The organism is Candidatus Omnitrophota bacterium (genome assembly GCA_030695905.1).
Lineage (GTDB): Bacteria > Omnitrophota > Gorgyraeia > 2-01-FULL-45-10 > 2-01-FULL-45-10 > CAZHPY01.
On sequence record JAUYOL010000020.1, the window covers coordinates 21,372 to 44,753 of the forward strand.

Annotated in this window: 16 protein-coding genes; 15 read left to right on the forward strand and 1 reads right to left on the reverse strand. The window is 42.5% G+C overall.

Annotated features, from left to right (window positions below; all coding sequences use genetic code 11):
• Positions 1–30 precede the first annotated feature (30 nt).
• The 14 genes from tcmP (at position 31) to plsY (ending at position 12,369) form a co-directional block, all read left to right on the forward strand.
• Positions 31–909, forward strand: a complete 879-nt coding sequence (gene tcmP / locus Q8R38_03255; protein ID MDP3791044.1) for a three-Cys-motif partner protein TcmP — start codon at positions 31–33, stop codon at positions 907–909.
• A gap of 1 nt (position 910) precedes the next feature.
• Positions 911–1,744 (forward strand): radical SAM protein, encoded by an 834-nt coding sequence (locus Q8R38_03260; GenBank protein MDP3791045.1) that lies wholly within the window; start codon positions 911–913, stop codon positions 1,742–1,744.
• Positions 1,745–1,771: 27 nt separating this feature from the next.
• Complete coding sequence (locus tag Q8R38_03265; GenBank protein ID MDP3791046.1) at positions 1,772–2,185, forward strand: hypothetical protein; 414 nt, start codon at positions 1,772–1,774, stop codon at positions 2,183–2,185.
• Positions 2,169–2,972 (forward strand): tryptophan synthase subunit alpha, encoded by an 804-nt coding sequence (gene trpA, locus Q8R38_03270; protein ID MDP3791047.1) that lies wholly within the window; start codon positions 2,169–2,171, stop codon positions 2,970–2,972. Before Q8R38_03265 ends, trpA begins: the two co-directional genes overlap by 17 nt.
• On the forward strand, positions 2,965–3,879 hold the full coding sequence (locus Q8R38_03275) for a mannose-1-phosphate guanylyltransferase (protein MDP3791048.1): 915 nt from the start codon (positions 2,965–2,967) through the stop codon (positions 3,877–3,879). Before trpA ends, Q8R38_03275 begins: the two co-directional genes overlap by 8 nt.
• On the forward strand, positions 3,876–4,292 hold the full coding sequence (gene ruvX, locus Q8R38_03280) for a Holliday junction resolvase RuvX (protein MDP3791049.1): 417 nt from the start codon (positions 3,876–3,878) through the stop codon (positions 4,290–4,292). The genes Q8R38_03275 and ruvX overlap by 4 nt, the downstream gene beginning before the upstream one ends.
• 5 nt (positions 4,293–4,297) lie before the next feature.
• Positions 4,298–5,563 carry a pitrilysin family protein gene (locus tag Q8R38_03285; GenBank protein ID MDP3791050.1) on the forward strand — a complete coding sequence of 422 codons (1,266 nt, stop codon included), beginning with the start codon at positions 4,298–4,300 and terminating at the stop codon, positions 5,561–5,563.
• Complete coding sequence (locus Q8R38_03290) at positions 5,563–6,621, forward strand: site-2 protease family protein (GenBank protein MDP3791051.1); 1,059 nt, start codon at positions 5,563–5,565, stop codon at positions 6,619–6,621. The genes Q8R38_03285 and Q8R38_03290 overlap by 1 nt, the downstream gene beginning before the upstream one ends.
• A gap of 18 nt (positions 6,622–6,639) precedes the next feature.
• On the forward strand, positions 6,640–7,275 hold the full coding sequence (rpe, locus tag Q8R38_03295; GenBank protein ID MDP3791052.1) for a ribulose-phosphate 3-epimerase: 636 nt from the start codon (positions 6,640–6,642) through the stop codon (positions 7,273–7,275).
• 9 nt (positions 7,276–7,284) lie between these two features.
• Entirely contained in the window at positions 7,285–8,709 is a 1,425-nt protein-coding gene (locus tag Q8R38_03300) for a phosphoglucomutase/phosphomannomutase family protein (protein ID MDP3791053.1), read from the forward strand.
• Between the two features lie 2 nt (positions 8,710–8,711).
• On the forward strand, positions 8,712–10,508 hold the full coding sequence (gene lepA / locus Q8R38_03305) for a translation elongation factor 4 (GenBank protein MDP3791054.1): 1,797 nt from the start codon (positions 8,712–8,714) through the stop codon (positions 10,506–10,508).
• Positions 10,509–10,574: 66 nt separating this feature from the next.
• Positions 10,575–11,156 carry a signal peptidase I gene (gene lepB, locus Q8R38_03310; protein ID MDP3791055.1) on the forward strand — a complete coding sequence of 194 codons (582 nt, stop codon included), beginning with the start codon at positions 10,575–10,577 and terminating at the stop codon, positions 11,154–11,156.
• Positions 11,153–11,716 (forward strand): CDP-alcohol phosphatidyltransferase family protein, encoded by a 564-nt coding sequence (locus Q8R38_03315; protein ID MDP3791056.1) that lies wholly within the window; start codon positions 11,153–11,155, stop codon positions 11,714–11,716. The genes lepB and Q8R38_03315 overlap by 4 nt, the downstream gene beginning before the upstream one ends.
• Positions 11,713–12,369, forward strand: a complete 657-nt coding sequence (plsY, locus tag Q8R38_03320) for a glycerol-3-phosphate 1-O-acyltransferase PlsY (GenBank protein ID MDP3791057.1) — start codon at positions 11,713–11,715, stop codon at positions 12,367–12,369. The genes Q8R38_03315 and plsY overlap by 4 nt, the downstream gene beginning before the upstream one ends.
• A gap of 44 nt (positions 12,370–12,413) precedes the next feature.
• On the opposite strand, the gene Q8R38_03325 is transcribed toward plsY, so the two are convergent.
• Positions 12,414–13,421: an integrase core domain-containing protein gene (locus Q8R38_03325; protein MDP3791058.1), complete on the reverse strand. Its 1,008-nt coding sequence runs from the start codon at positions 13,419–13,421 to the stop codon at positions 12,414–12,416.
• A 349-nt stretch (positions 13,422–13,770) separates the two neighbouring features.
• Between Q8R38_03325 and Q8R38_03330 the strand changes: the two genes are divergently transcribed.
• Positions 13,771–23,382, forward strand: coding sequence for an ATP-binding protein (locus Q8R38_03330; GenBank protein ID MDP3791059.1), 9,612 nt, complete (start codon positions 13,771–13,773; stop codon positions 23,380–23,382).

Sequence of the window (23,382 nt, forward strand, 5' to 3'; positions counted from 1 at the left end):
GAAAATTTTAACTAAAGCAAAAACGAAATAATGATAAGAAATTGTAAAAAAGATGAAAGTTGTAAAGATAAAGAAGGTAATTGTCTATCAATTGGCTCAGATGGACTTGTTGTTCAGTGTGTTGGTCCTTGGGTAGAGGATAAGTATTATTTTTTAGAGCGATATTTGAATGCATCGCGTGAAGTTAGGAGAAAGTATGCTGAAAGAGGAAATGCGGTATTTGTTGATCTGTTTGCAGGCCCAGGAAAGTGTATAATAAAAGATGATAAGAGAGAAATTGATGGTGGAGCATCAAGAGCTCTTCGTAGAGACGAAGCGCAATTTAATGAAAGTTTTTTATTTGATATCAGCAAAGCCAACGTTATAGCACTAGAAAAAAGACTCAGCTCAATAGCAAATTGTAGTATAAAACAAGGGGATTCAAACTTATCGATTTGTGAGTTGGTAAAAAAATTATCAGGGCATCGCTTTAAGAGGTATCACTTTATTTTTATAGATCCTTTTGGACCAGAAGCGTTAAAATTTTCTACCCTAATAGAGTTAACGAAGCTAAGTCGTTTGGATATGCTAATCCATTTTCCAATAATGGCAATTAGAAGAAATTTGAAAATGTGGGTTAAAAAGGACAATACAATATTAGATGAATTTTTGGGTACAAAAGAGTGGCGTGACAAAATATCATCTTTATCAGAAGACAAGATATGCAGTGCCCTAATAAATGTGTACAAAGATGCATTATCAACGATAGGGTGTGTTTTCATTTTTGATTTAAAACCAGTAGCTATAAAGAATACAAAAAATGCGCCACTATATGATTTGATTCTTGTTTCAAAGAATCCACTTGCTCAAAAAATATGGAATACCGTTGTTAACAAAGATCCTGACGGTCAAAAGCATTTCAATTATTAATATGAAAACAATAGAACGAAAATCATTACTTTATAAAAGCGAAGTTGAATACGCAGATTTTTGCTTAAATCATGTTGAGGGTTGTTCCCATGGTTGCAAATATCCTTGCTATGCTTATATGATGAAAAAAAGGTGTGGTATCGTGAAAACCTATGAAGAATGGTGTCAACCAAAAATAGTTTCCAACGCGTTAGAGCTATTAGATAGAGAAATACCGCGCTATAAAGACAAAATCAAATATGTGCATTTATGTTTTTCAACAGATCCTTTTATGTATAAGCAGAGCGAAGTATGTGATTTGAGCTTAAAGATAATCGAGAAGCTCAATATAAATGATATTCGTTGCACTGTCTTGACCAAAGGGATATTTCCTAAAGAGCTTGAAAATACTGGAAGATTTGGTCGGAATAATGAATATGGCATTACGCTGGTATCGTTGGATGAAAAATTTAGAAAAATGTTCGAATCAAATTCATCCGATTTTGAAAGTAGGATAGAGTCTCTTAGATATTTAAGTAAAAAAGGAATGAGAACATGGGTCAGTATGGAGCCGTACCCTACACCTAATTTGATAAATCAAGATTTAAGAAAAATATTAGAAAAAATAATTTTTGTGGATAAAATTATATTTGGCAGGTTAAATTATAATGTTAAATCGTCCGAATTCAGGTATACTAAAGAGTTTTATAATGAGCTTTCTAAAACTGTAATGGAATTTTGTGAAAGAAATAGAATAAAGTACCATATTAAACACGGAACTATTTCAACGGTGGACAAACCAGCAAATAATAAAGTATTTAGTGGCTATAACTCCAAGAAAACTGTTTTTGCTTAGAAACACGAATGATTTTAAGGGAGCCATATGGATATAAGACCAAATCTGCAGTTTTCAGTTGTGTGCGATGATGTGAGGCGGGAAGATAACGGGAAGTTTATGCTTCTCGGGATATTCGAAGCGATAAACGCTAAAGAGTTCCCCGCCAGGCACCACACGATGTTTGTTGCCAATAGATGGTGCAAGGGTGAGGGGTCATTTACACAAAAGATACGTATTATCAGCGCAAAAGACAAGGGCCTTGTATTTCAAACCGAAGATCAGCCTTTTCAATTGATTGATATAGATACGCATCACACTATAATCTCAAAGTTTAATAACATGTTATTTCCGAGTCCGGGTAAATATTGGGTCGAGGTATTTTTAAATAACGAACTTATTTTGAACTATCCGATAATGTTGAAGCAGATGGAGATAAAAAATAATGAATCGAATAGATAAAAAATTCAAAGAGTTAAAAAAGGGTAAGAAGAAAGCTTTCATAGCTTATGTGACAGCCGGCGACCCGAATCTTTCGGCGACAAAGAGCATAGTTTTAGCGCTTGAGGGCGCGGGTGTGGATATAATCGAACTTGGCATACCGTTTTCGGATCCGCTCGCGGATGGCCCGACGATACAGGCGGCTTCGCACAGAGCGCTTCTTAAGGGCGCGACCTTGAGAAAGATATTCTCGCTGGTTGGTATATTGAGAAAAGCCACTGATATACCGATAGTATTTATGACATACTATAATCCCGTATTGAGATATGGTATTGAGCATTTTGTCAAAAGCTGCAAAAAAGCGGGTGTCGACGGGGTTATAATACCGGACTTACCTTTTGAAGAGGCGAGAGATTTAACGGCATTTTCAAAAATAGCCGGAATAGCCACTATATTTTTGGCAGCGCCTACATCTACCAGGGCAAGGATTGGCGGTATCGCGAAGAACTCATCCGGGTTCGTATATTATGTCTCGCTGACAGGCGTTACCGGCGCGAGGAGCAGGCTGCCTGCCGAAGTTACCTCAAAAGTAAAGCTGATAAAATCTGTCACCAAAAAACCGGTTGCTGTAGGATTTGGCGTATCTACTGTCCGGCAGGCTCGCGAAGTTTCGAAATTTTCCGACGGCGTTATTGTAGGAAGCGCGATTGTAAAGATAATCGAGAATAATCAAAAAAATAATAAGGCACTGCTATCAAAAGTATCAAGTTTTGCAAAAACTTTAGCAAAGGCGATCCATAATGCGTAAGCGAACCCCGATACCCGGTTCTCGGTCTGCGAGTTCAGTTTACGCGGTGATTCTTGTAGGCGGCATAGGCAAACGTCTTCAGCCGCTATCAAGGCCTTCCAGGCCAAAGCCGTTTTTGTCGATAACAAAAGATAATAAGACTATATTCCGTAAAACCGTAGACAGGATAAATAAGATAATACCTGTGGAAAATATAGCTGTTGTCGCCAATAGATCGCAGGCAGGAATGGTAAAAAAGAATTTTCGCAGGATAGCCAGGGAAAATCTTTTCCTTGAAAAAGCGTCGCGCAATACAGCGCCCGCCATAGCCCTTGCCGCGTTGAATCTTAAGAAAAGGGACCCAGGCGCTATCATGGTTATTTTGCCCGCGGATCACTATATAGGTAACCAAAAAATATATTCCGATACCATAAAGAAGGGCATAGATTTTGTAGCAAAAAACCCCAAGGCCATGGTTACCATAGGATTAAAACCGTATTTTCCGGCAACCGGATACGGATATATAAAGGTGCAGAAGGCGGGTAGCAGGGGCGGGGTGTTAAAGGTGGAAAAATTTGTGGAGAAACCGGATCTTAATACGGCCGTCTCGTTTATTAAAGATAAAAATTACCTGTGGAATACCGGCACATTCATATTTAAGGCGGCAACTTTTCTGGGAGCTATACGCAGGCTTGCCGCGGATATATACGGCGGGTTGAAGGATATCCGCAAGATAGAGCAGAGGTATGAAAGATTGCCGAATATATCCGTAGATTACGCGGTAATGGAAAAAGCTTACGAAATTTACTGCATAAAAGGGTCTTATTTCTGGGAAGACATAGGAAGCTTCGACAGTTTGAAAAAAATTCTTAAGATAGAAGGAAGGCGCTTTATCGAAAAAGACGGTAAAGTGACAAAGATTTTATGAGAATAATGGGCCTTGATTTCGGGACGAAGCGCATAGGGGTAGCGTTGAGCGATGAACTATTTTTGACGGCGCAAGGGATCAACACCATTCAGCGCAAGGAATTAAAAAGCGACCTGGAAGAGATATCAAAAATCGCGCGGGAAAATAATGTGCAGGAGATAGTGACCGGGTTGCCTCTTAACATGAACGGTACTTACAGCGCGAAGACCAAAGAGGTTGTGGAATTTATAGACGAGCTTTCAAAAGTCGTTACAGTGCCTGTCAGGACGTGGGATGAGAGATTGACGAGCATGCAGGCCGAAAGAGTGCTTCTTGAAGCTGATGTCAGTCGCGCGAAACGTAAAAAGGTTACCGACAAGCTTGCGGCTCAGATAATTTTACAAAGTTATCTGGACTCAAGAGGGAAAGGTTAAAATTAATGCGGGAATTAATCAGAAAGATGGATAATGGGCTTAGCGTGGCAGCCAAAGAGATGCCTCATATGGAGAGTGTATCTTTTGGCATATGGATACGCACAGGGGTGAGGTGCGAAAATAATGTAAATAATGGCATAAGCCATTTATTGGAACATCTTTTATTTAAAGGCACCAAGACCAGGGACATGAAGGAGATAAAGGAGCAAATAGAGGGCCGTGGCGGCAGTTTTAACGGATTTACCTCCGAAGAATTTACATGCTACCTGGTGAAGCTTCTCGCCAAGGACGCCGAGCTTGGTGTGGATATACTAAGCGATATGGTGCTGAATCCACGCTTAGACGAAAACGAGGTTGAGAAAGAGAAGGGCGTTGTAATAGAAGAGATCAATATGTATAAGGACATTCCCGCCCAGCACGTACATGAGATCCTCACCGAAATGTTATGGCCCAAGCAACCGCTGGGGCTGCCTTTGGCCGGCAGCGCGGAATCTGTGACTTCTATAAAGAGAGAAGATATAGTTTCCTATAAAGAGACTTACTATAATCCTAATAACATGCTTCTGATAGGGACGGGCAGGGTCAACGAGGCGGATCTATCGGCCCTTGCAAGTAAATATCTATCAAGGGTATCTCCAAAAAATATACCAAATTTTGATAAAGCAAAAAAAGATCAGAAGGCGCCATTCCTAAGCCTTAATTTCAAGGAGACAGAACAGACGCATGTGGCCATAGGATTTCATGCGCCCGACCGGTTCAGTCCCGATAAGTACGCGGCGAGCATACTCAATATAATAATGGGAGCTAATATGTCATCGCGTCTCTTTCATATAGTAAGGGACGAGATGGCACTGTGTTACGAGATATCATCAAGCATGCGAAGATATGAAGATACGGGCGCTTTTGTCATAGGCGCCGGACTCGAAGAGAAGAAGCTTATAAAGGCTCTCGAGGTTATATTCAGGGAGCTGGATAGCATAAGGAAAGAGCCCGTGAAGAGTGAGGAGCTTGAAAGAGCCAAGGAGTTTTATAAAGGACAGCTTTTATTTACTATGGAAGATACAATGAGCCTGATGTTATGGCTTGGTGAAAAAGCTATAGCTAAAGAAAAGGAATTTGATCCAAAGAGTATAATAAAAAAGATAGAATCTGTTACCCGGGATGATCTAATGCGTGTGGCATCGGATATCTTTAAGGACGACAGCCTTAATATGGCGGTAATTGGTCCGGTAAAAGATGAAAAAAGATTGAAAGAGGCTCTGCATATATAATGAAGGGCTCTATTAAGTTATTTAAATTATTCGGCATATCGATAAATATACACGTAACATTTTTACTGCTTCTGGTATTTTTTCTGTCGGGCGGAATAAAATGGCTTGTGTTATTATTGGGAGTATTCTGTTTTGTCACTCTTCATGAGATATGCCACTCGCTTGTGGCAAAGTCTTACGGCATAGAGGTGCGCGAGATAACGCTGCTGCCCATAGGCGGCGTCGCTTCAATGTCGTCGATGCCCGAAAAGCCCAGCCAGGAATTTTTTATTTCAATAGCCGGGCCGCTCTTCAACCTGATGGTTGTAGCTGTATTCTATATTCCGCTGAAAAAGTTTTTGGGCGCGGAAGTGCTCTTTTATCGGCCTTTTTCCACAGCTACATGGCCGCTTACTTTGGCCTATCTGTATTGGATAAACCTCATCTTAGCGCTATTTAATCTGATACCGGCCTTTCCTATGGACGGCGGAAGGGTCTTAAGATCACTCCTTGCCCAAAAGATGGGCTATCAGAAAGCTACGAAATTGGCGGTCAACCTGGGCCATATATTCGCGCTCGGATTTGCCTACTTCGGTATAGTGGGCTTCAACATAATACTGATAGCGATAGCTATATTCATCTATATAGCGGCTTCCAATGAAGGACTCCAGGTTGATTTAAAAGAAACCTTGAAAAGATTCAAGGTTAAGGATATACTATCTGCCGATTTTTTCACATTGAATATCGATACAACACTTGCCAAGGTGATGGAACTGGTTCTCCATTCTCATCAGGAGGACTTTCCTGTAACCCATAAGGCTGATACAGTGGGTTTTGTGACCAGGAATGATGTCCTGGCCGGTATTCACAGCCTGGGCGCGGACGCTACCGTAGGGGAAATAATGAGAAAAGATTTTCCAAAGATCGCGGATACAGACTCTTTGGTCCAGGCGCAGAAGATGATGGAGGAGAGCGGTTTGCGGGCAATACCCGTAACCAAGGGCGGCAAGATAATAGGTATAGTTACTATCGAAGATATAGGCAGGGTTTACAGCATCGCTTCACAAAGAAATAAATAAATAAAAGAAAGGTTAAAGATGGTTAAGACCATTATAGCGCCAAGCATATTATCAGCCGATTTTTCCGTTCTTGGCCAGGAGATAAAGAAAGTCGAAGCCGGCGGCGCGGACTGGATACATGTCGATGTTATGGACGGACACTTCGTGCCCAATATAACGATAGGCCCTCTGGTCGTAAAATCGATAAGACCCGTTACAAAGCTTCCGCTTGATGTGCATCTTATGATAAAAAATCCTGAAAAATACATAGAAAGCTTTGTGAAGGCCGGCAGTGATATAATAACGTTTCATTCGGAGGTGGAAGAAGATCCGAGAGAGATTATAAAACTTATAAGGTATTACAAGAAGAAGGCCGGTATATCGATAAAACCAAAGACTGAAATTAAAAAGATAGAGCACCTTCTTTCCATGGTCGACATGGTATTGATAATGACAGTTGAGCCCGGATTCGGCGGGCAGGATTTTATGTTTGACTGCCTTGATAAGATAAGCCAATTGCGCAAAATTTTCAAAAAGGATATAGAAGTTGATGGTGGTATAAATGATATGACCGCGCGCGATTGTATGGCCAGCGGTGCGAACGCGCTGGTCGCGGGCAGCTATATCTTCGGCGCAAAGGATTACGCGCTGGCGATAAAGAAATTGAGAGGATAAGGAGCTTTTGTGTCTATAATAAAATTTGGTACTGACGGTTGGAGAGCGGTAATAAGCGAGAATTTTACTTTCGATAATGTCAAGAAGGTGGCCCAGGCAATGGCAGATTATATATTGAGCCAGAAAGAAGTTCTTAAAGGGCGTGAATTTAAAGCGGTGGTAGGCTATGATACGAGATTTTTATCATATAAATACGCGGAGATCTCGGCGTGCATCATAGCATCTAACGGCATACCGGTTATACTCGCCGATAAGGCCAGCCCCACACCTTCTGTAAGCTATGCCATAAAAGACAAGAATCTTGTCGGGGGTATAGTAATAACGGCAAGCCACAACCCCGCAAGATATAATGGGATGAAGTATAAGGCCCATTATTCCGGTTCCGCAGGCCCTGAAATAACCAAAAAGATAGAAAGCCTTATAGGCATAAATGATGTTAAATTCAGGCCACTGAAAGAGCTTAAAGAAGAAGGCATATTAACCGTTGAAGATATCGTTTCGAGGCACCTCGCTTTTATCAAAAAATATGTTAATCTAAAAATTATCAAAGCGAGCCGCATGAAGGTTTTAGTTGATTCTATGTATGGGGTCGGGGATAACTACATAGCGGATCTTTTGAAGGGCGGCAAGATAAAAGTGGATACTATACATGAAGATGCTAATCCCGGATTCGGTAATATAAATCCTGAACCGATAATGCCCAACTTAAAAGAGCTTGCCGATATGACCAAAAAATATAAATATTCCGTAGGTCTGGCTACGGATGGGGATGCCGATAGGCTCGGGGTAACATTGCCCAATGGAAAACTTCTTACCGGCCACAAGGTTATGACGCTTCTATTGCTGCACCTCTTGGAGGATAAAAAGATTAAGGGCGATGTGATTCAGACCATCTGCGGGACAGCGCTTATAGAAAAGATATGTAAAAAATATGGCCTGAAGATGCACGAGACCCATGTAGGGTTCAAGTACATATGCGACATAATGCAGAAGGAAGATGTTCTGATCGGAGGCGAAGAGACCGGCGGGGTAGCGTTCAAAGGATATATACCTGAACGCGACGGTATATTGTCGGGCCTTCTCATACTTGAGATGATGGCCACAAGGCGCAAGAAGCTGGAAGATATCATAAAGAGCGTCGACAAAGAATACGGCACATATGAATACAGGCGACTTGATATGAGGGTGCCCGACGACAAAAAGAACATGTTGATGGATTACCTCAAACAGAATACCCTTAAAAAAGTACTCGACATGGATGTGGTCGAGGTTAAAAATTACGATGGATATAAATTCATTTGTAAAGACCGCTCATGGTTTATGCTGCGGCTTTCAGGCACCGAACCCATAGTAAGAGTATACGCGGAAGCGCCGAATGAGAAGACGGCATTGGCAATATTGGAATTTGGAAGAAAGTTAGTCAACGCTCTATAAAAATGGATAAATCATTAATAAGAAATTTTTCTATAATAGCCCATATAGACCATGGCAAGTCCACGCTTGCCGACAGGATATTGCAGGTGACGGGCGCTATAAGCGAGCGCGAATTTCACGATCAGATGCTTGATGATATGGATCTTGAGAGGGAGCGCGGCATTACCATTAAAGCTAGCGCTGTACGCCTGAATTACAAGGCAAGGGACGGCGTTTCGTATGAACTGAATCTTATAGACACTCCGGGCCATGTCGATTTTACCTATGAGGTTTCTAAATCTATCGGCGCGTGTGAAGGCGCCCTTTTAGTGGTAGACGCTGCCCAGGGTATAGAAGCCCAGACAGTGGCCAATCTTTATCTGGCCATGGAGCACAATCTTGTGATAATCCCTGTTATAAACAAGATAGACCTGGCCAACGCCGAAATAGAAAAAGTAAAACATGAGATATCCGACATACTTGGATTGGATAAGAACGATATTTTATTGGCAAGCGCTAAGGTCGGGACCGGCATAACAGAAATTCTCGAAGCCGTTGTAGAGAGAATACCCGCGCCCAGGGGTGATGCGGCAAATCCGTTGCAGGCGCTTGTCTTCGATTCAAAATATGACGCATATAAAGGCGTTATCATACTCGTAAGGTTAATGAATGGAGCTCTAAAAAAAGGCACGCGCGTGATGATGATGGCAAGCGGTAACTCGTATGACGTTTTAGAAGTAGGCGTCTTTAAGCCCGGAGCCCAACAGATTGGTAACCTGGAATGTGGAGAAGTAGGATATATCGCATGCAATATAAGAGACGCCAAAGAGGTTTCGGTAGGAGATACTATTACAGACGCGGACAATCCGGCATTATCGGCTCTTCCTGGATATAAGAAAGTAAGGCCGATGGTCTTCAGCGGCACCTATCCGGCGAATAGCGCGGATTTCCCCGCGCTTAAAGACGCCATAGAGAAGATGCGGCTTTCCGACGCATCTTTCGTATACGAACCGGAGAAGTCCGCCTCGCTTGGCATGGGTTTTAGATGCGGCTTTTTAGGCCTTCTTCACATGGAGATAATACAGGAGAGACTGGAAAGGGAATACGACCTGAACCTTGTTATAACAACGCCCAGCGTTATCTATAAGATAACAAAGAATAACGGTGAAGTGGTGGAAGTAGACAATCCTATGAAGTTGCCCAATCCTGGCGAAATACAATCTATAGAAGAGCCGTATGTAAAGGCATACATGATAATACCGAAAGAGTATATGGGCAATGTGCTTGAACTTTCGGAGTCGAAACGCGGAGTGTATGTCTCTACGCAGTACCTGGATGAGTCAAGGACGCAGATAGTATATGATATTCCATTAGCTGAAGTAATAATAGATTTTTATGACAAAATAAAATCTGTTACCAAGGGCTATGGCTCGCTTGATTACGAGCTGTTGGATTACAGGCCCACGAATATAGCGAAATTGGATATACTTATAAATGGGGAAGTGTGTGACGCTCTCTCGTCGATCGTATTCAAGGACAAAGCTTATGCCAAGGGCAAGGCGGTCATAGAGAAGTTGAAGGAAAATATTCCGCGCCACTTATTTCAGATAATACTGCAGGCCGCTATAGGCGGACAGATTATAGCCAGGGAGACTATAAAATCGGTTGGGAAAAATGTTACCGCAAAATGTTATGGCGGTGATATAACAAGAAAGAGAAAGCTTTGGGAAAAACAGAAGGAAGGCAAAAAGCGCATGAAGCAGTTTGGCAAGATAGAGATACCGCAGGAAGCGTTTTTGGCCGCGCTGAAAACATCATAGTTAATTCCTGCGAAGCCCTACCGGCTATTTAGAGCCAAAGGGCGAAGCAGAAAAAGGAAAGGCATAATGGTTAAAGAAAAGATCAAATCTGAAATAAGGGAATGGACCGAATCGATAATAATCGCGCTGATATTGGCGCTTCTGATAAGGACGTTCGTCGTGCAGGCTTTTAAGATACCATCAGGATCGATGATACCTACATTTGAGATAGGAGACAGGATATTTGTTAATAAATTTCTGTATGGCGCGCGCATACCTTTTACGAATATAAGGCTTCCGTCGGTAAGGGGGCCGCAAAGAGGCGATATCATAGTTTTTGTTTCGCCTGAAGCGCCGAAAAGAGATTTTGTAAAAAGGCTTATAGCTACCGCAGGAGAAAAGGTCGAGGTAAAGAATGGCAATATTTATATAGACGGCAAGGATACCGATATTCCCGCTTCCATACGCTCAAACTATTATTACAACAGAGGAGATTACGCGAAAGAGGGTGAAGCGATAACCGTTCCAAAGGATTCTCTCTTTGTATTGGGTGATAACAGCGCGAATTCAAGAGATTCACGCTACTGGGGATTTGTGCCGAAAAATAACCTTATCGGCAAAGCCATGTGTATTTATTGGCCCATAAAAAGGATCCGCGCTATAAAATGATGAATCTTGCGAATAAGATAACGATAAGCAGGATAATACTAACACCGCTTTTTATAACAGCGATAGTTTATTCCAGGACGGACATCGCGCTGGTCTTCTTCATACTGGCGGTAATTTCCGACGGACTGGATGGTTTCATAGCCAGGACGCGCAATGAAAAAACTATCCTGGGCACGATACTCGATCCCGTAGCCGACAAGGTACTATTGATAAGCGCGTTCATATGCCTCGCGATAGTAAGTAATATCCCGGCCAATCTAAGGCTTCCCGCTTATGTGCCCATAATAGTGATCTCACGCGACGCTATAATAGTATTGGGCTCGATAATGATACATGTCGTTAAAGGTAATATCAAAATCGAGCCGAGCTTTTGGGGCAAATTCACAACTTTTTTTCAGATGATGACGATAGTGAGTATACTGGTAAGATTTAACTATTCGGAAATAGTGTGGGACATAGCTACGGTGCTCACTGTAATATCCGGAGTGGACTATATGATCAAAGGCAGCCGCGTCTTAAGTGAGAATAATTTAAACAAGCAGGGGGAGCATAAAAGATGATATCGGTTTTAGTTTTTTTAGCGGCGATCTTATCGGCCTATCTGATAGGTTCTATGCCGACAGGGTTCTTAATGACCAAGATATTCAAGGGTGTGGATATAAGAGGCGTAGGTTCGAAAAATGTCGGAGCCACCAATGTGTATCGTACCGCGGGAAAGCTGCCAGGCTTCTTGACACTTTTTATAGATATAGCTAAAGGCATATTGGTCGTTACGGTAGTGGCCCAGTTTTATTACGTGCTTCTTCAGGACCTGGATTATATATTTTTCAGAACGCTCTTGGGATTGATAGCAATATTCGGCCACATATGGAGCGTCTTCTTGAAATTCAAAGGAGGCAAGGGAGTTGCTACCACAATAGGAGTCACTGGAATAATTGCGCCGATCCCGCTTCTATTATCACTGGTGGTATGGCTTGCGGTATTTATTCCAACAAAGTATGTGTCGCTTGGCTCAATACTTTTTGGAATATCCCTTCCGATATTTTCCGCTCTATTAAACGAGCCATTTTATGTATCTATATTTTGCGTAATAATTTGTCTTATCAACACTTATAAACACAGAGAGAATATAGCCAGATTGTTAAAAGGGGCGGAGAATAAGACCATCCTTTCTAAGAAATGTCCAATTTCCCCGTCGAGGGCACTAGACTAAAGACACCACGGCCATAGCAAAAAGACAATTTTTTCGCGAAGAGCCTAATATTTTATCTCTATGACATTCTGCCGTTCACGTATATCAAAGAACGCGTGCCCCGGGCGCTTATAGCCTCCCTCTTTAAGCTTGTACCCCGAATGCGCTCGTCTGAAGTTATAATATCTCATAAAAGCTTCCAGGTCTTTGTTAAGCTCTTCTAAGGACGTATATTGCTTATCAAGCCGGCACAAGTAGAAGTCCTGCCATATGGTTTGATTTAAGCGTTCGGCATAGCCATTGGTCCAGGGATGTGCCACTTTGGTCACAGAGTGCCTTATACTCTGTAATCGAAGAGCTTGAGTAAAGAAGCTTTCAGTATCTTTGAAGCGCGCATTATAGAACTCAGATCCCTGATCAGTTAATACTCGTCTAATCTTACCCGAAGGAGAGCATCTGACTACATGGTTGACCATAAAGTCGATAGAGTTCTCCGCCGTCTTTTCGCCATACACCTTCGCCCAGCCGTAGCTGGAATACGTGTCACAGGCCGTATATTGCCATATTTTGCCTAGATTAGCGACGGAAGCAGTGAATGTGTCAACGCTTACCAGTTCACCCGCTGAATGGCTTTCTACGTGCCTATGCTTGGCAAGGAGAAGAGAATGCTCCTTTTTGGTGAGAGTAGGCCTACCTTGAGCTTCAGCCCAGAGCCTGCGCTTCATCCTGGTATTAAGACCTTCTTTTTTTAAGAAGTTCCAAATAGCACCATGCGATACCCCGATAGCTGGATCAGCCGCTATCATTTGAGGACCGTGTGTAGGATTATAATAGACATAATTTAGTATCCTTAATCTTTGTTCCCATCCAATAGCATGAGGCCGGTTATCAACCTTCCTTACGCGGTCTCTCAAGCCTTCGTATCCTTCAAGCATAAATCTCATTCTCAATTTATAGAACCATCTTTTGCTGACTCGATATTTATAACATATCTCACGCCAGGGAATAGCCCTGTACTTCCAATCATCAATCATATTCTTGCGCAACTCAAACACCCTCTCTCTATCTCTCATAATATACCTCATCTTTCCACCTCCATAATTTACCTTAAAAACAAACAAAAAACAAAAAGAGAATAAAAACTTTGTGCACACATATCGTGGATAATTCATGTTTGTTAAGTAACAAAAAAGATGGAAATATAGGATTGACATGCCTATGAGGCGTGATATACTATCATCAATAAATTTCTAGGGCCTCCGATTTTTGAAACACACTCGGGGGAGTTCGAGGGTCTTTAGAAAGCAGTTAGATTATTTATTACACAAAGACCAGATAGCCTAGAATAGTTTGCTTGGCAATCTGGTATTTTTATTGCCGAATGGTTAAAAGAACAAAATGAAAGAAAGTTAACTATCACAATTGAACACACAAATAAAACCGCATAGAAAATTTCCTCTTGCTATCAGAGTAATAGCTGCTATCCTGATTGCCGCTTTCTTTGCACAGGACATCGTATGGGCAAACCCGGATTGCCTTCAGATCCAGCTTCGCGCCAAACAAGATAATTTCAAGCCTTCATTCTATTCGCAATGTTTATTGAGAAGCACAGACCTGATGGCTATTTCGCGCGCCTTAGAATTGTTAGGCGCAGAATATCAAGAAAAGGTTAATGCTAAATTTGGAAGTAACGAGATGGCTTTTGCTTATGCGGAAGTTTTTAATACCGCGAAGGGCGTATTACGCGATTTTGATAATAAGAAGATACTCGAGGTGGGTCCGGGATACGGTATTTTCATGCACACCATGAAGAAATTTTCCGAAGAGACAGGAGTGAGATTAGAATTGACGGGCCTTGAGAAAGATGAGGCGAAGGCAAAATACGCGAGGGATGAAGGCAAGTTAAACGTAATAACCGGTGATATTACCAAAGCTCCGGAGCAGTTGAAAAATGAGCAATTTGATGCTGTTGTAGTGCGATGGCCTTACTTTGAAATATGGGGACAGAAATATATATTGGACTACATCAAAGGTTGCTATGAGATGACCCGTCCGGGCGGGGTGTGTATCATAGATACAAATGTGCATTATCTGGCTGCTCGAGCATATAGCCTTGAGCGTATCTGCTTCGATGCTGGTTTTGATGTTGAAGGTAAAAAATCCTATACTGATAGCAAATTTTTAATTCTTCGAAAACCGCAATCCGGGAGGAAGAGAATACACCCGGTTTTGAGAGTTTTGATAAGTGGTATTGTTTCGAGTGTTCAAAGGGCGGCAGAAAAATCGGGAAAGAAAAAATATGGAATGATCGATATCAGCGAAATTAACGACGCTGATTCATTGTCAGATTACATTGATAAGCTGGAGAAAAAGTCCGGGTACGGGCAGCTTTTAGATGCAACGCGGCAAGAGAAAGAATTCCTAAAGCCGTTATTCGATCTATTATTTAAAAAACTTGAAAGCGATTTTGAGGATTCTGGCGATTTTGTGGCGTTATGTAAACAAGTGCTGAAGAACAGTGACGCCTATGACCTGCGGGCAAGGCTGAATAATGAAGATGCTGCTTTATTCAACGAATTCAGAAAGTTAAAGCGCAAAGATAAGGATATCCCCGTAGGGCTTTACGGCCTGCTATTATTCTACCTGACCGCCAATCCAAAACCTTATTTCCGTCATCTTTATAAAGAGATAATGAAGGCGCGGCCGATAACAGAGCTTGCTTTGGGCAGGAAAGGTATATCGTTTCGTACACGCGGTGACAGTATAGTTCATCTTTATCCTATGAATCTTTTGCATGAGGGGCCCGACGCCGTTTACAGGAAGTCATTGAATGCAATGGTCGGAGAAAAAGAACCTCATGATGTGAGGGGTAAGCCCGACGCAAATGATCTGAAGATTAAACGCGCGGTAGAGATCGGGAGAAGACATGTCGCAACATATAGGCGCTATAGCTCCGAAGAAAGGGAAGCGCTTGAAAAAAGGATAGCTAATTTCGAAAAGAAAGCCACGGTTCTTGAATTAAGAGATATGAAGACATTTCTTCTTTTCTCTGAGCCGGGACTTAACATAGTAAGGCCAATTCATGCGGGCAGAACCAGGAGCGCCCACTATCTTTCGAAGCGCCTTATAGATACTCTTAAAAAAGACGATGACGAAGATATGAAATTACTCTGGATCCTGCTTAATTTTAGCCAGGGGGTCGTTGATACATATGAGCAGATGATGAAAGAAGAAGGCAGTCCACAGGATATTCAAAAGAAGCTCTCCGGGCTTAATGAGCGGTTTTTCGAATTGGAAGACACTCATTTGCTGCCCCCGGAAAAACTGAAGGAAAAGCTTGCCGCGTTGATGGAGGAGGATACCCTTATCAAGTATAAAGATGTCTTTGTGGCAGCGGAAAACGAGGAAAAAGAGGTTGATGTTCTCATGCAAGCCACGCACAATGTCAGGGACAGACTGGCTATTGAAGAAATGGAATTTGCAGCAAGTCTGCTTCGAGTACTACTTGTTAAACAGTCTGAAAACGCGATAATGATGTGCCGTCATCTGCTATATAGGTATGAAGGGCTGGGCCTGCATTCGGAAGCGGACAGGGCGTATAGAAATTTAGATTATCTCGTATCCACACTTCAAGCTTATGATTATGGGCGTCTGCCTTTTGAATTTCAGGAAGAACTGATATTTACCGCTCTCGCTTTTGAACGATGGGATGAGGTTAAGAATGAGTTAAAGACACTTTTAACGGGCAAAGGATATACGAGAAATGTGAGAGTGGCAGAATTGGAAATATTAAAAAATGATATTATTACCGCCGACTTTATAAGTAAGCTTATGCATGCGCTGCACGCCCAAAAAGCCGCGGCTACTCCGGAAAAGTTGCCTATTGTAGAAGATGCTGAAAAGTTTGCGATAAAGCTGTTAAGCGATTATTCTAAGAACGGGTTTAGCGCCCTAAAGGAGCAGGATATTGACCCGGATTATGATACGCCGCCTGGCCCGATGCCTGCCAGGGGTCAATATAAAGGCAATAAGGGTAAAGAGCTTAAGGATATCAGCGCGGGAGTCTGCATTCTTACCTCCCTTTGCGCGATCGATTACCGGATCGCTTTGATAGCCGGCGCAGCGCTGGTCGTGATAGGCGTCCTTGGATTCATCGATAGTGTTGCCGGATCACCAGACCATATTTTGAAAGCTATCAGAAATACCCCCACGTTTGAATTTCCGTTTAACGGCAAGGTCTTCATGGACTATAAACGGGAAGCCGAATTTGATAAAAACAGTCAGCTAAGAGTGGTTCTTGCGAAAGGCCTGCTCGAGACGGATATTTTTAATAAAATGCAGGCACTGATTAGAGCGGTTAAAGGCAGCGATAAGCAGGTTGAAATAATGATACCACTGGGCGCGGTCAATTGGATCTATCGAAGCATCGTTGATCCAATTAAGCATTTCTTTAATTCGACGTCATGGGACGGTATTTATGTCGACACGTTGCGAAAGGCGGGTGTGAATTATCGTATATATAATCCCGATGGAAGTTTGAAATGTCAGGGTATCCTTAATAATTCCGGTAAATTTCAGGTAGTGATAAGGCTGTTCGATTCAAAAAATAATTTCCTGTGGTATGTTAAAAAATCCCATTCATTTCAGGTGGGCCTGTCCGGCCCATTACCGGCTCCGACCTCTATAAAAAATTTACCCTGGGGCGGCGAATGGTATGAATTTAAGAATGGGGAAGGCAATAGGCGCGCCGAATTTACCATGATTAGTTCTGCCGGTAAATGGGTGCCTTTGTACAATAAAGAATATGGCCAGCTGATAGTGGTTCATGTGGATTTGGAAAAAGGCTCAGAGGACGCCAAAGAAGATTTTTTTGTTATACGCCCGGACACATCGTCATCGTCATTGCTTATCGATAAGCAAGTCGGTAAGCTCGGCCTGGCGCAAGAGCACATATTCTACTTTTTAAATCGGAATTCTGTGCCTGTACCTATGAGACTTGCCTTCCCCGAATCTGTAGAAAATCCCATTACAGCGATGCAAGTTATAGGACTTGTTAAATCCGCGGTTGGTGCCGAAAAAATAATCCGCACTGATGGCGCGCATGTTTATAAAAAATCGCAAAGTGTTTGGGCACTTGAACCCGACTTTACAGATGCAGATTACAAGAAAGCGATAGCTAAACCTTTTATCCTGCCTGCCGGGAAAAAATACGAACCAAGGGTTTTTACTATGCATAAGTCAAGTGCGTCATTACCGGATTTTCTTATATGCGATCCCGGTAGCGAAGATATTGTCATAATCGAGATCGGAAGGCATGCAGTCTTATCGACTGCCAGGAAGATGCTAAATGGTTTGAGAGCGTTAAAGCTGGTAGGGCCGAAGATTTTGGGCGCTCGTAGTGGCATGCCTAAGACCGCTACCTTTTATTCGGAGGAAATAATTCATGGAGAAGATCCCGTGGATTATAAAATTGACGGCAAGCAGAATACGGCTATGAAAAGCGCGGTCAATACGTTGATAGAGACATCGCGTTTCGAACGGTCGCGTATTAAAAAAGGATATACACGGGATTTTGTGGCGAAGGCGCAGGGGATCGTTAATCTTGTAGAGGAATCTCACCAATATAGGAAAGACGCCATACCCTTGCCGGCCAATATCAACGTTAGGACAACATTCAGATTGTATAGTGACGACATTTCCTGTTTTGATGTTGTTTTGAAGTTTGCTAAACAAAAAGGTGGAAGGTACTACCTCAATAAGAACGGTATACAAATTTTAGCGAAGTCCATTACATTGCAGGAACTTTTTGGCGCGGCAAATCAGCGCCCAAGACCAGCATTGTCTTCACCAGGCAAGCCTTTCCTGGGTGCTTTCCAGAATACAGCCATTCCGACCCTTGGGGTTTTGAAACAAAAAGATTTTAATGAAATTGCTTCTGTTTCCAGAGAGAGCCTCGCGGACATGCTGGCATTTTTGAAGACTATAGAGTTTGCCACTGATGAAGGGATTGCCCACTTGTTGGATTCCGTTTTTACGCAGGGTCCGCCTGAATATGTAAAAAAGATGAAGGATACATTTTTCTACATGTTTATTCTTGCCAGAAGTAATTCCGCCTTCAAAGAGTTATTATTGCGATCACTCCAATCTTCAAATCTTGATCTAAAAGAAATAAAATTCGCGCTATCGGATGCCCTTCCGATAAATTCCGCCAGATACTTTGATGCCAATGCAAATACAGCAATAATCGTTTTAAACCGCGGATTCTTTGATATGGACGAACACATTTACATGACCTCCCCGGAATTTAGTTCGGCTGTTTATCATATCCGAGCAGAAAGGATTATGCATGAATTAGCGCATAGCAACCTTCCTGATATGGTTCCAGGCGATTATAAACCCTCCGAAGAAGAACAAATAATTCAGAGCTTGGACAGGCCCCTGAAAATCGTTACGGATGAAATTGGCATGCAGGATAAGATAAAAAAGTTGAGGAGAGTATATCCCAAAGCAAAGGAAGCAATGCAGCATTCCGGACATATTTTTGATGCGGCGTTCAGATATAACCAGCAATCAGAGCCTTCGCTTCTTGCCAAAAGGATCAAGGTCTCTGAAATTCTATATCTTGGGGAAGATGCCGGACTTACAGATCTTACAGTTGACGTAGGGATGGAAGATCTGCCGGAAATATTATATATACTTGCCACTATAGTAAGGCCGTTTGATGCCTCTGGTGTCAAGGTGCAGCCTTCCGGTGCCGGGCCAGCTACTATTACAGTAATTGACCGCATAGGTAACGCCCTCACAGAATATCAGTTTAAAGCCGGTGCGGATGAGTATAAAAGGTTAATTGATAATATAAAATCACGGGTGGATGCCGCAGACGAGATAGTCAATAAACACCTTAATTTAACTCTTCATATAGCAGAAGGTGAGGGTGGAGAGGTAAAGATTGAAGGTGAGTCCCTGGCCAGCCGCTATCTTAGCACAATCAGCAACGGGGAAGATGACCCGGAAGAATTACGCGGTGCTAAAAAATTCGGGCCGGGAGCGGCAAGCAAGGATGACCCCGCGTTTTCTGCTGTAAAAAGCGCCTATCAGTATAAAGCAGAAATAGAAAATATACATGGTGGCCAGCAGCCGCTTACTATGCGTTTTTCTGAAGCAATGCGTGGAGGCGACTTGTATGTAGAGGGCATTACAGCGGTAAGGGATGGGCCCGGAACAGCCGCTATCGGGGATTTCAACTTTACAATACGTGCGGATAATACACTATGGCTTCCTACGTATCATCCCATAGGTTTAATAGGCTCGGAATCATGGATAAAAAACCATAATAAAGGTATTAGCCAGACATTTCTGCAATGGGTCAATGATTATGCGCTGGCCCACAATGTGAATAAAATTATTATTGAAACATATGAGTTGTACGATCTTCACGCGTTTAGAAGATCTTTTGTGGATACAGTCAGGATCGGGGGCAGGGTTTACGATATAAAAGAATGCGAGCAAGCCGGCATATTTGACAGAGTAACGGCCGGGAGATTGATAGCTTATGATACTGAAAGAGGGCAGAGACTTGGAAAGATAGAGCTCGAACATGTTAAAGGGCAGGGGCCATCCTACGGGGTGCTATATTCGGAGAGCGAAAAGCTGGCAGTCGGAGATTCTATATGTATAGATAAATGTATAATACATCTTAATGACAAGCCGGTCGCATTCATCGGGCAGGCAGCCGATGACATATCAGTGGTATTTTCAGGAGCACCTAAACCTTTACAGCAAAAAGAAGAGCCCGCTCTATTGCCAGGGCCGACCGTAAAAACAGCAAGAAAGATTATGCCTTCCCGTGCAAGCAGGACATTAGTAGAACGCGCAGTAATAGCCATCCGGAGCATGGGCCATGGAGAAGAAATATTTGACGTTAGGCAAGACGTATTTAGTTTTAAGGACAGGATATTGATGGTAGGTGATGATGCTTGTAAGTTTGTCAATATATACAAAAAAGTCAAACATGAATGCTCGAAAGAGTTATTCGGTGACTTAGATGCCCTACTGGAAGATGTTCTTGCTGTTTCGAATAATGGACCGGTGAGCATGAGTAAGGTAAAGCGGTGGATTTTTAGCTTAAGTAATATTTTGAAGCGCATCAAGATTAATAGGGCCAGGCTGAAATATATCCAAAATGAGCTAAGCTCGTATTTTGAAACGTATGAATCCGAGATGAATGTTCGCTTCAATACGCTCGATGACGTGGCGAAGCAATTAGATGCAGATATGTCAGATTTGGAGAAAAGAAAAGAATCTGCTAAAGCGAAAAAAGAGGACAAGCTCATTGAAGAGTTGATTGGTCTTCAATGGCATATTCAAGCCGAACGCGCAGAAGTGCAAAAGCAGTTAGATGCTATGGTTGGCATTTATAGGAAAGAAACATCGAAAAAAGACGGCGACCTGTTACTTATCGACAGTCTTATATCGATGTTAACTACGGATATATTAAGATTAGAAAATAGGCTTAGATTTGCTAAAGGCGAACCGCGCGCCAAAAAAGTTAGTATCGTTTCGATCTTGAAAAGAATTACCGCGGCCGATAATGTTTACCTGGATGAAACGCGCCTTCCTGTACTAAAGGTCAGAGGCGAGGATCTCTCTATCCGGTCCGCGCTTAGTAATATTGTCATAAATGGGTGTCAGGCCGCAAGAGAGAAAGACGCACAAAAGGCCGGCGTAAAAGTTTCCTTGAGGCAGGATGGCAACTTCGCGGTGATAGAGATCGAAGATAACGGAAACGGGATTCCAGATGATAAACTCAAGTTCGACTCACGAACCGGAAGGCTAACGCTATATAATCTAAATAATACTACCAAAAAGCGCGGGACAGGCTTAGGAACGACAGAGGCATGGTATGTCCTGGTGGAGGATATGGGCGGGACTATCGATATTAAGACAAAGCCCGGCGAAGGAACGAAATTTACGATCCGCCTGCCCCTTGCTCCTACTTCTAATATCCAACCGATGGGGCCGGGCGCCGCTAATGCAGATAGCCCTGAATTTTCGAATAATGGGGATGATATTTTACTTATCCCTGCGAAAGTACGAATGAAAGGAATGGAAGGCAGGACATGCAGGATTTTTGTGCCGCTGGAGTACCGACAATACTTACCGGAGTCCTTCCATGTTGCGGCAGAGGGGAATATACAAGGTGGATACGTTGTGGCAGAGGATAAGAATACAATGAGTGTATATTCCGAAAAAGACTATCGAGAGAGGCTCAAAGAAATCGAAGGATCGAATGATTATACGCGTTTACAGTTATTTACAACGCGTTCTTTAGCTATTAAAAAATTGAATCCAAAAGGTGAATTTGCCATCCCATCCGCATTGCTGCATAGCCCCGCGGGTCTCGTAAATAGTTCCATAACATTAGCTATTTACTTGAACTGGGATCCTCAAAGCGCGGCTATTAAGGCAATGATTGAGGAGATGTCCGCGGTATTTGACGGGCATAAAATTAAAAACAAAAAATTATTAAGTGCTTTGATCGAGCCGGAAAAGCATCCGGGGCAAAGTAAGATATTGATCCACATGGGTAACTATTTCTTTAAAATGCTTCTTCTGGATTATATCGCTACTAACTATCCAAATCTGGATAATTCACGCCTTCACCAATTTATCAATAAAGCGCAGGCCATATCGGAGAGGGACGCCATATTCAAGAAGCATGAATCAATTTATAAAAGATATATTAAGTTGCGCCCCGCCGTCCATTATTTAAAATGGAATTTTATTGCCGCACTGCTCGGTAGCCTTATAGCCGATACCGGTGATGCCAAAAATGCTTTTTTGATCGGCAGGCATTTTTCAAAGGATTATTTTGATAGTTTTAAGGTGGGTAGAAGTATCCCTGTAGCAAAAGCACGAAAAAATGAAAACAGGCCTTTTGCTTATCGCAGGGATATCTCAAAGATCGCGCCCATCATAAGACCTTTTATAGATACATCCAAACCGTTACAGGAGATTTTGGAGACAGAGTTATCTCCTACAAATTCTGACAGAATAGGCTGCTCTGCATCAAGCTATACAAATGCCGCGCTGGGTGACGCTATCCTGGATTTTGTTGTGACAACTGAAACGTGGGAGAAGTTCGGTTTTAAAGAAAAGGTTATTTTTTATCAAAATGCTCACAGTAATCTGGTTAAAGGAGATTTTATCGGAAGTATTATGATGACGATATTGGGTAAGACGAAAGATGAATTAACCGCGGAAGACATTGAGCATGGGCAGAATCTTTTTGAGTCATTGGTGGCTATAGTCTACAAGTCAAACGGCGGACTCGAAGGCAATGGCCTGGCGAAGGCGCGCGAATTTGTTTTCAAAATGTTCATAGATCATGCCAAGCACCGGCAGGCAGAGACAAAGCCCGCAGAAGAACGCTCGAATAATATTGCGGTCCTGCACAAGCTTTTTCAGGAAGCTAATATATCTCAAGCCTCGCGAGTATTAATATCAGAGAATTTACTTATAAGTGACGGAAATACTAATGAGTTGGATGAAGCCAGGCTGGCCCTAAAGCCGTTACTGGGGAGCGGCAAGGTGGCGATATTAAAGCCTGATGAGATACGAAGACATGCCATAAACCGCAGAGAAGACAAGTCAAAATTAGCCATTGTATTGAGCCGCGAAGATTTTGAAAACAAAGCTATATGGAATGGTTCTGAAAAAGAGACTTCGCTTAAGGCGAGCCTTATTATCCTGGATGATAGGCTGACCGGCGCCAACTATCTCTATATAGAAGGGGTGATAGGGCTCGCGTACGCCCTTATGTCCAATAATAAACGGGCGATAAGCGCTTATTACCGGATATTGTCAGGCGCGGCCATAGATGATGCGGTATTAAAGCTTCTCGACGATGGCCGTGATAATACTGTGGCATTTGCATTGCGGGCCATATTGAAGTTCAAGCCTACAGAGAAGATGAGTGAAGAAGAATTTAATAGTTATAGAATAACGATCGAAAGCGCTCTCATAAATGCATAA

Coding starts and splice junctions, on each gene's coding strand:
- lepA (MDP3791054.1), top strand. CDS start 8,712: ATGGATAAATCATTAATAAGAAATTTTTCTATAATAGCCCATATAGAC.
- rpe (MDP3791052.1), top strand. CDS start 6,640: ATGGTTAAGACCATTATAGCGCCAAGCATATTATCAGCCGATTTTTCC.
- trpA (MDP3791047.1), top strand. CDS start 2,169: ATGAATCGAATAGATAAAAAATTCAAAGAGTTAAAAAAGGGTAAGAAG.
- Q8R38_03265 (MDP3791046.1), top strand. CDS start 1,772: ATGGATATAAGACCAAATCTGCAGTTTTCAGTTGTGTGCGATGATGTG.
- lepB (MDP3791055.1), top strand. CDS start 10,575: ATGGTTAAAGAAAAGATCAAATCTGAAATAAGGGAATGGACCGAATCG.
- Q8R38_03275 (MDP3791048.1), top strand. CDS start 2,965: ATGCGTAAGCGAACCCCGATACCCGGTTCTCGGTCTGCGAGTTCAGTT.
- ruvX (MDP3791049.1), top strand. CDS start 3,876: ATGAGAATAATGGGCCTTGATTTCGGGACGAAGCGCATAGGGGTAGCG.
- Q8R38_03315 (MDP3791056.1), top strand. CDS start 11,153: ATGATGAATCTTGCGAATAAGATAACGATAAGCAGGATAATACTAACA.
- Q8R38_03290 (MDP3791051.1), top strand. CDS start 5,563: ATGAAGGGCTCTATTAAGTTATTTAAATTATTCGGCATATCGATAAAT.
- Q8R38_03325 (MDP3791058.1), bottom strand. CDS start 13,421: ATGAGAGATAGAGAGAGGGTGTTTGAGTTGCGCAAGAATATGATTGAT.
- Q8R38_03260 (MDP3791045.1), top strand. CDS start 911: ATGAAAACAATAGAACGAAAATCATTACTTTATAAAAGCGAAGTTGAA.
- Q8R38_03285 (MDP3791050.1), top strand. CDS start 4,298: ATGCGGGAATTAATCAGAAAGATGGATAATGGGCTTAGCGTGGCAGCC.
- tcmP (MDP3791044.1), top strand. CDS start 31: ATGATAAGAAATTGTAAAAAAGATGAAAGTTGTAAAGATAAAGAAGGT.
- plsY (MDP3791057.1), top strand. CDS start 11,713: ATGATATCGGTTTTAGTTTTTTTAGCGGCGATCTTATCGGCCTATCTG.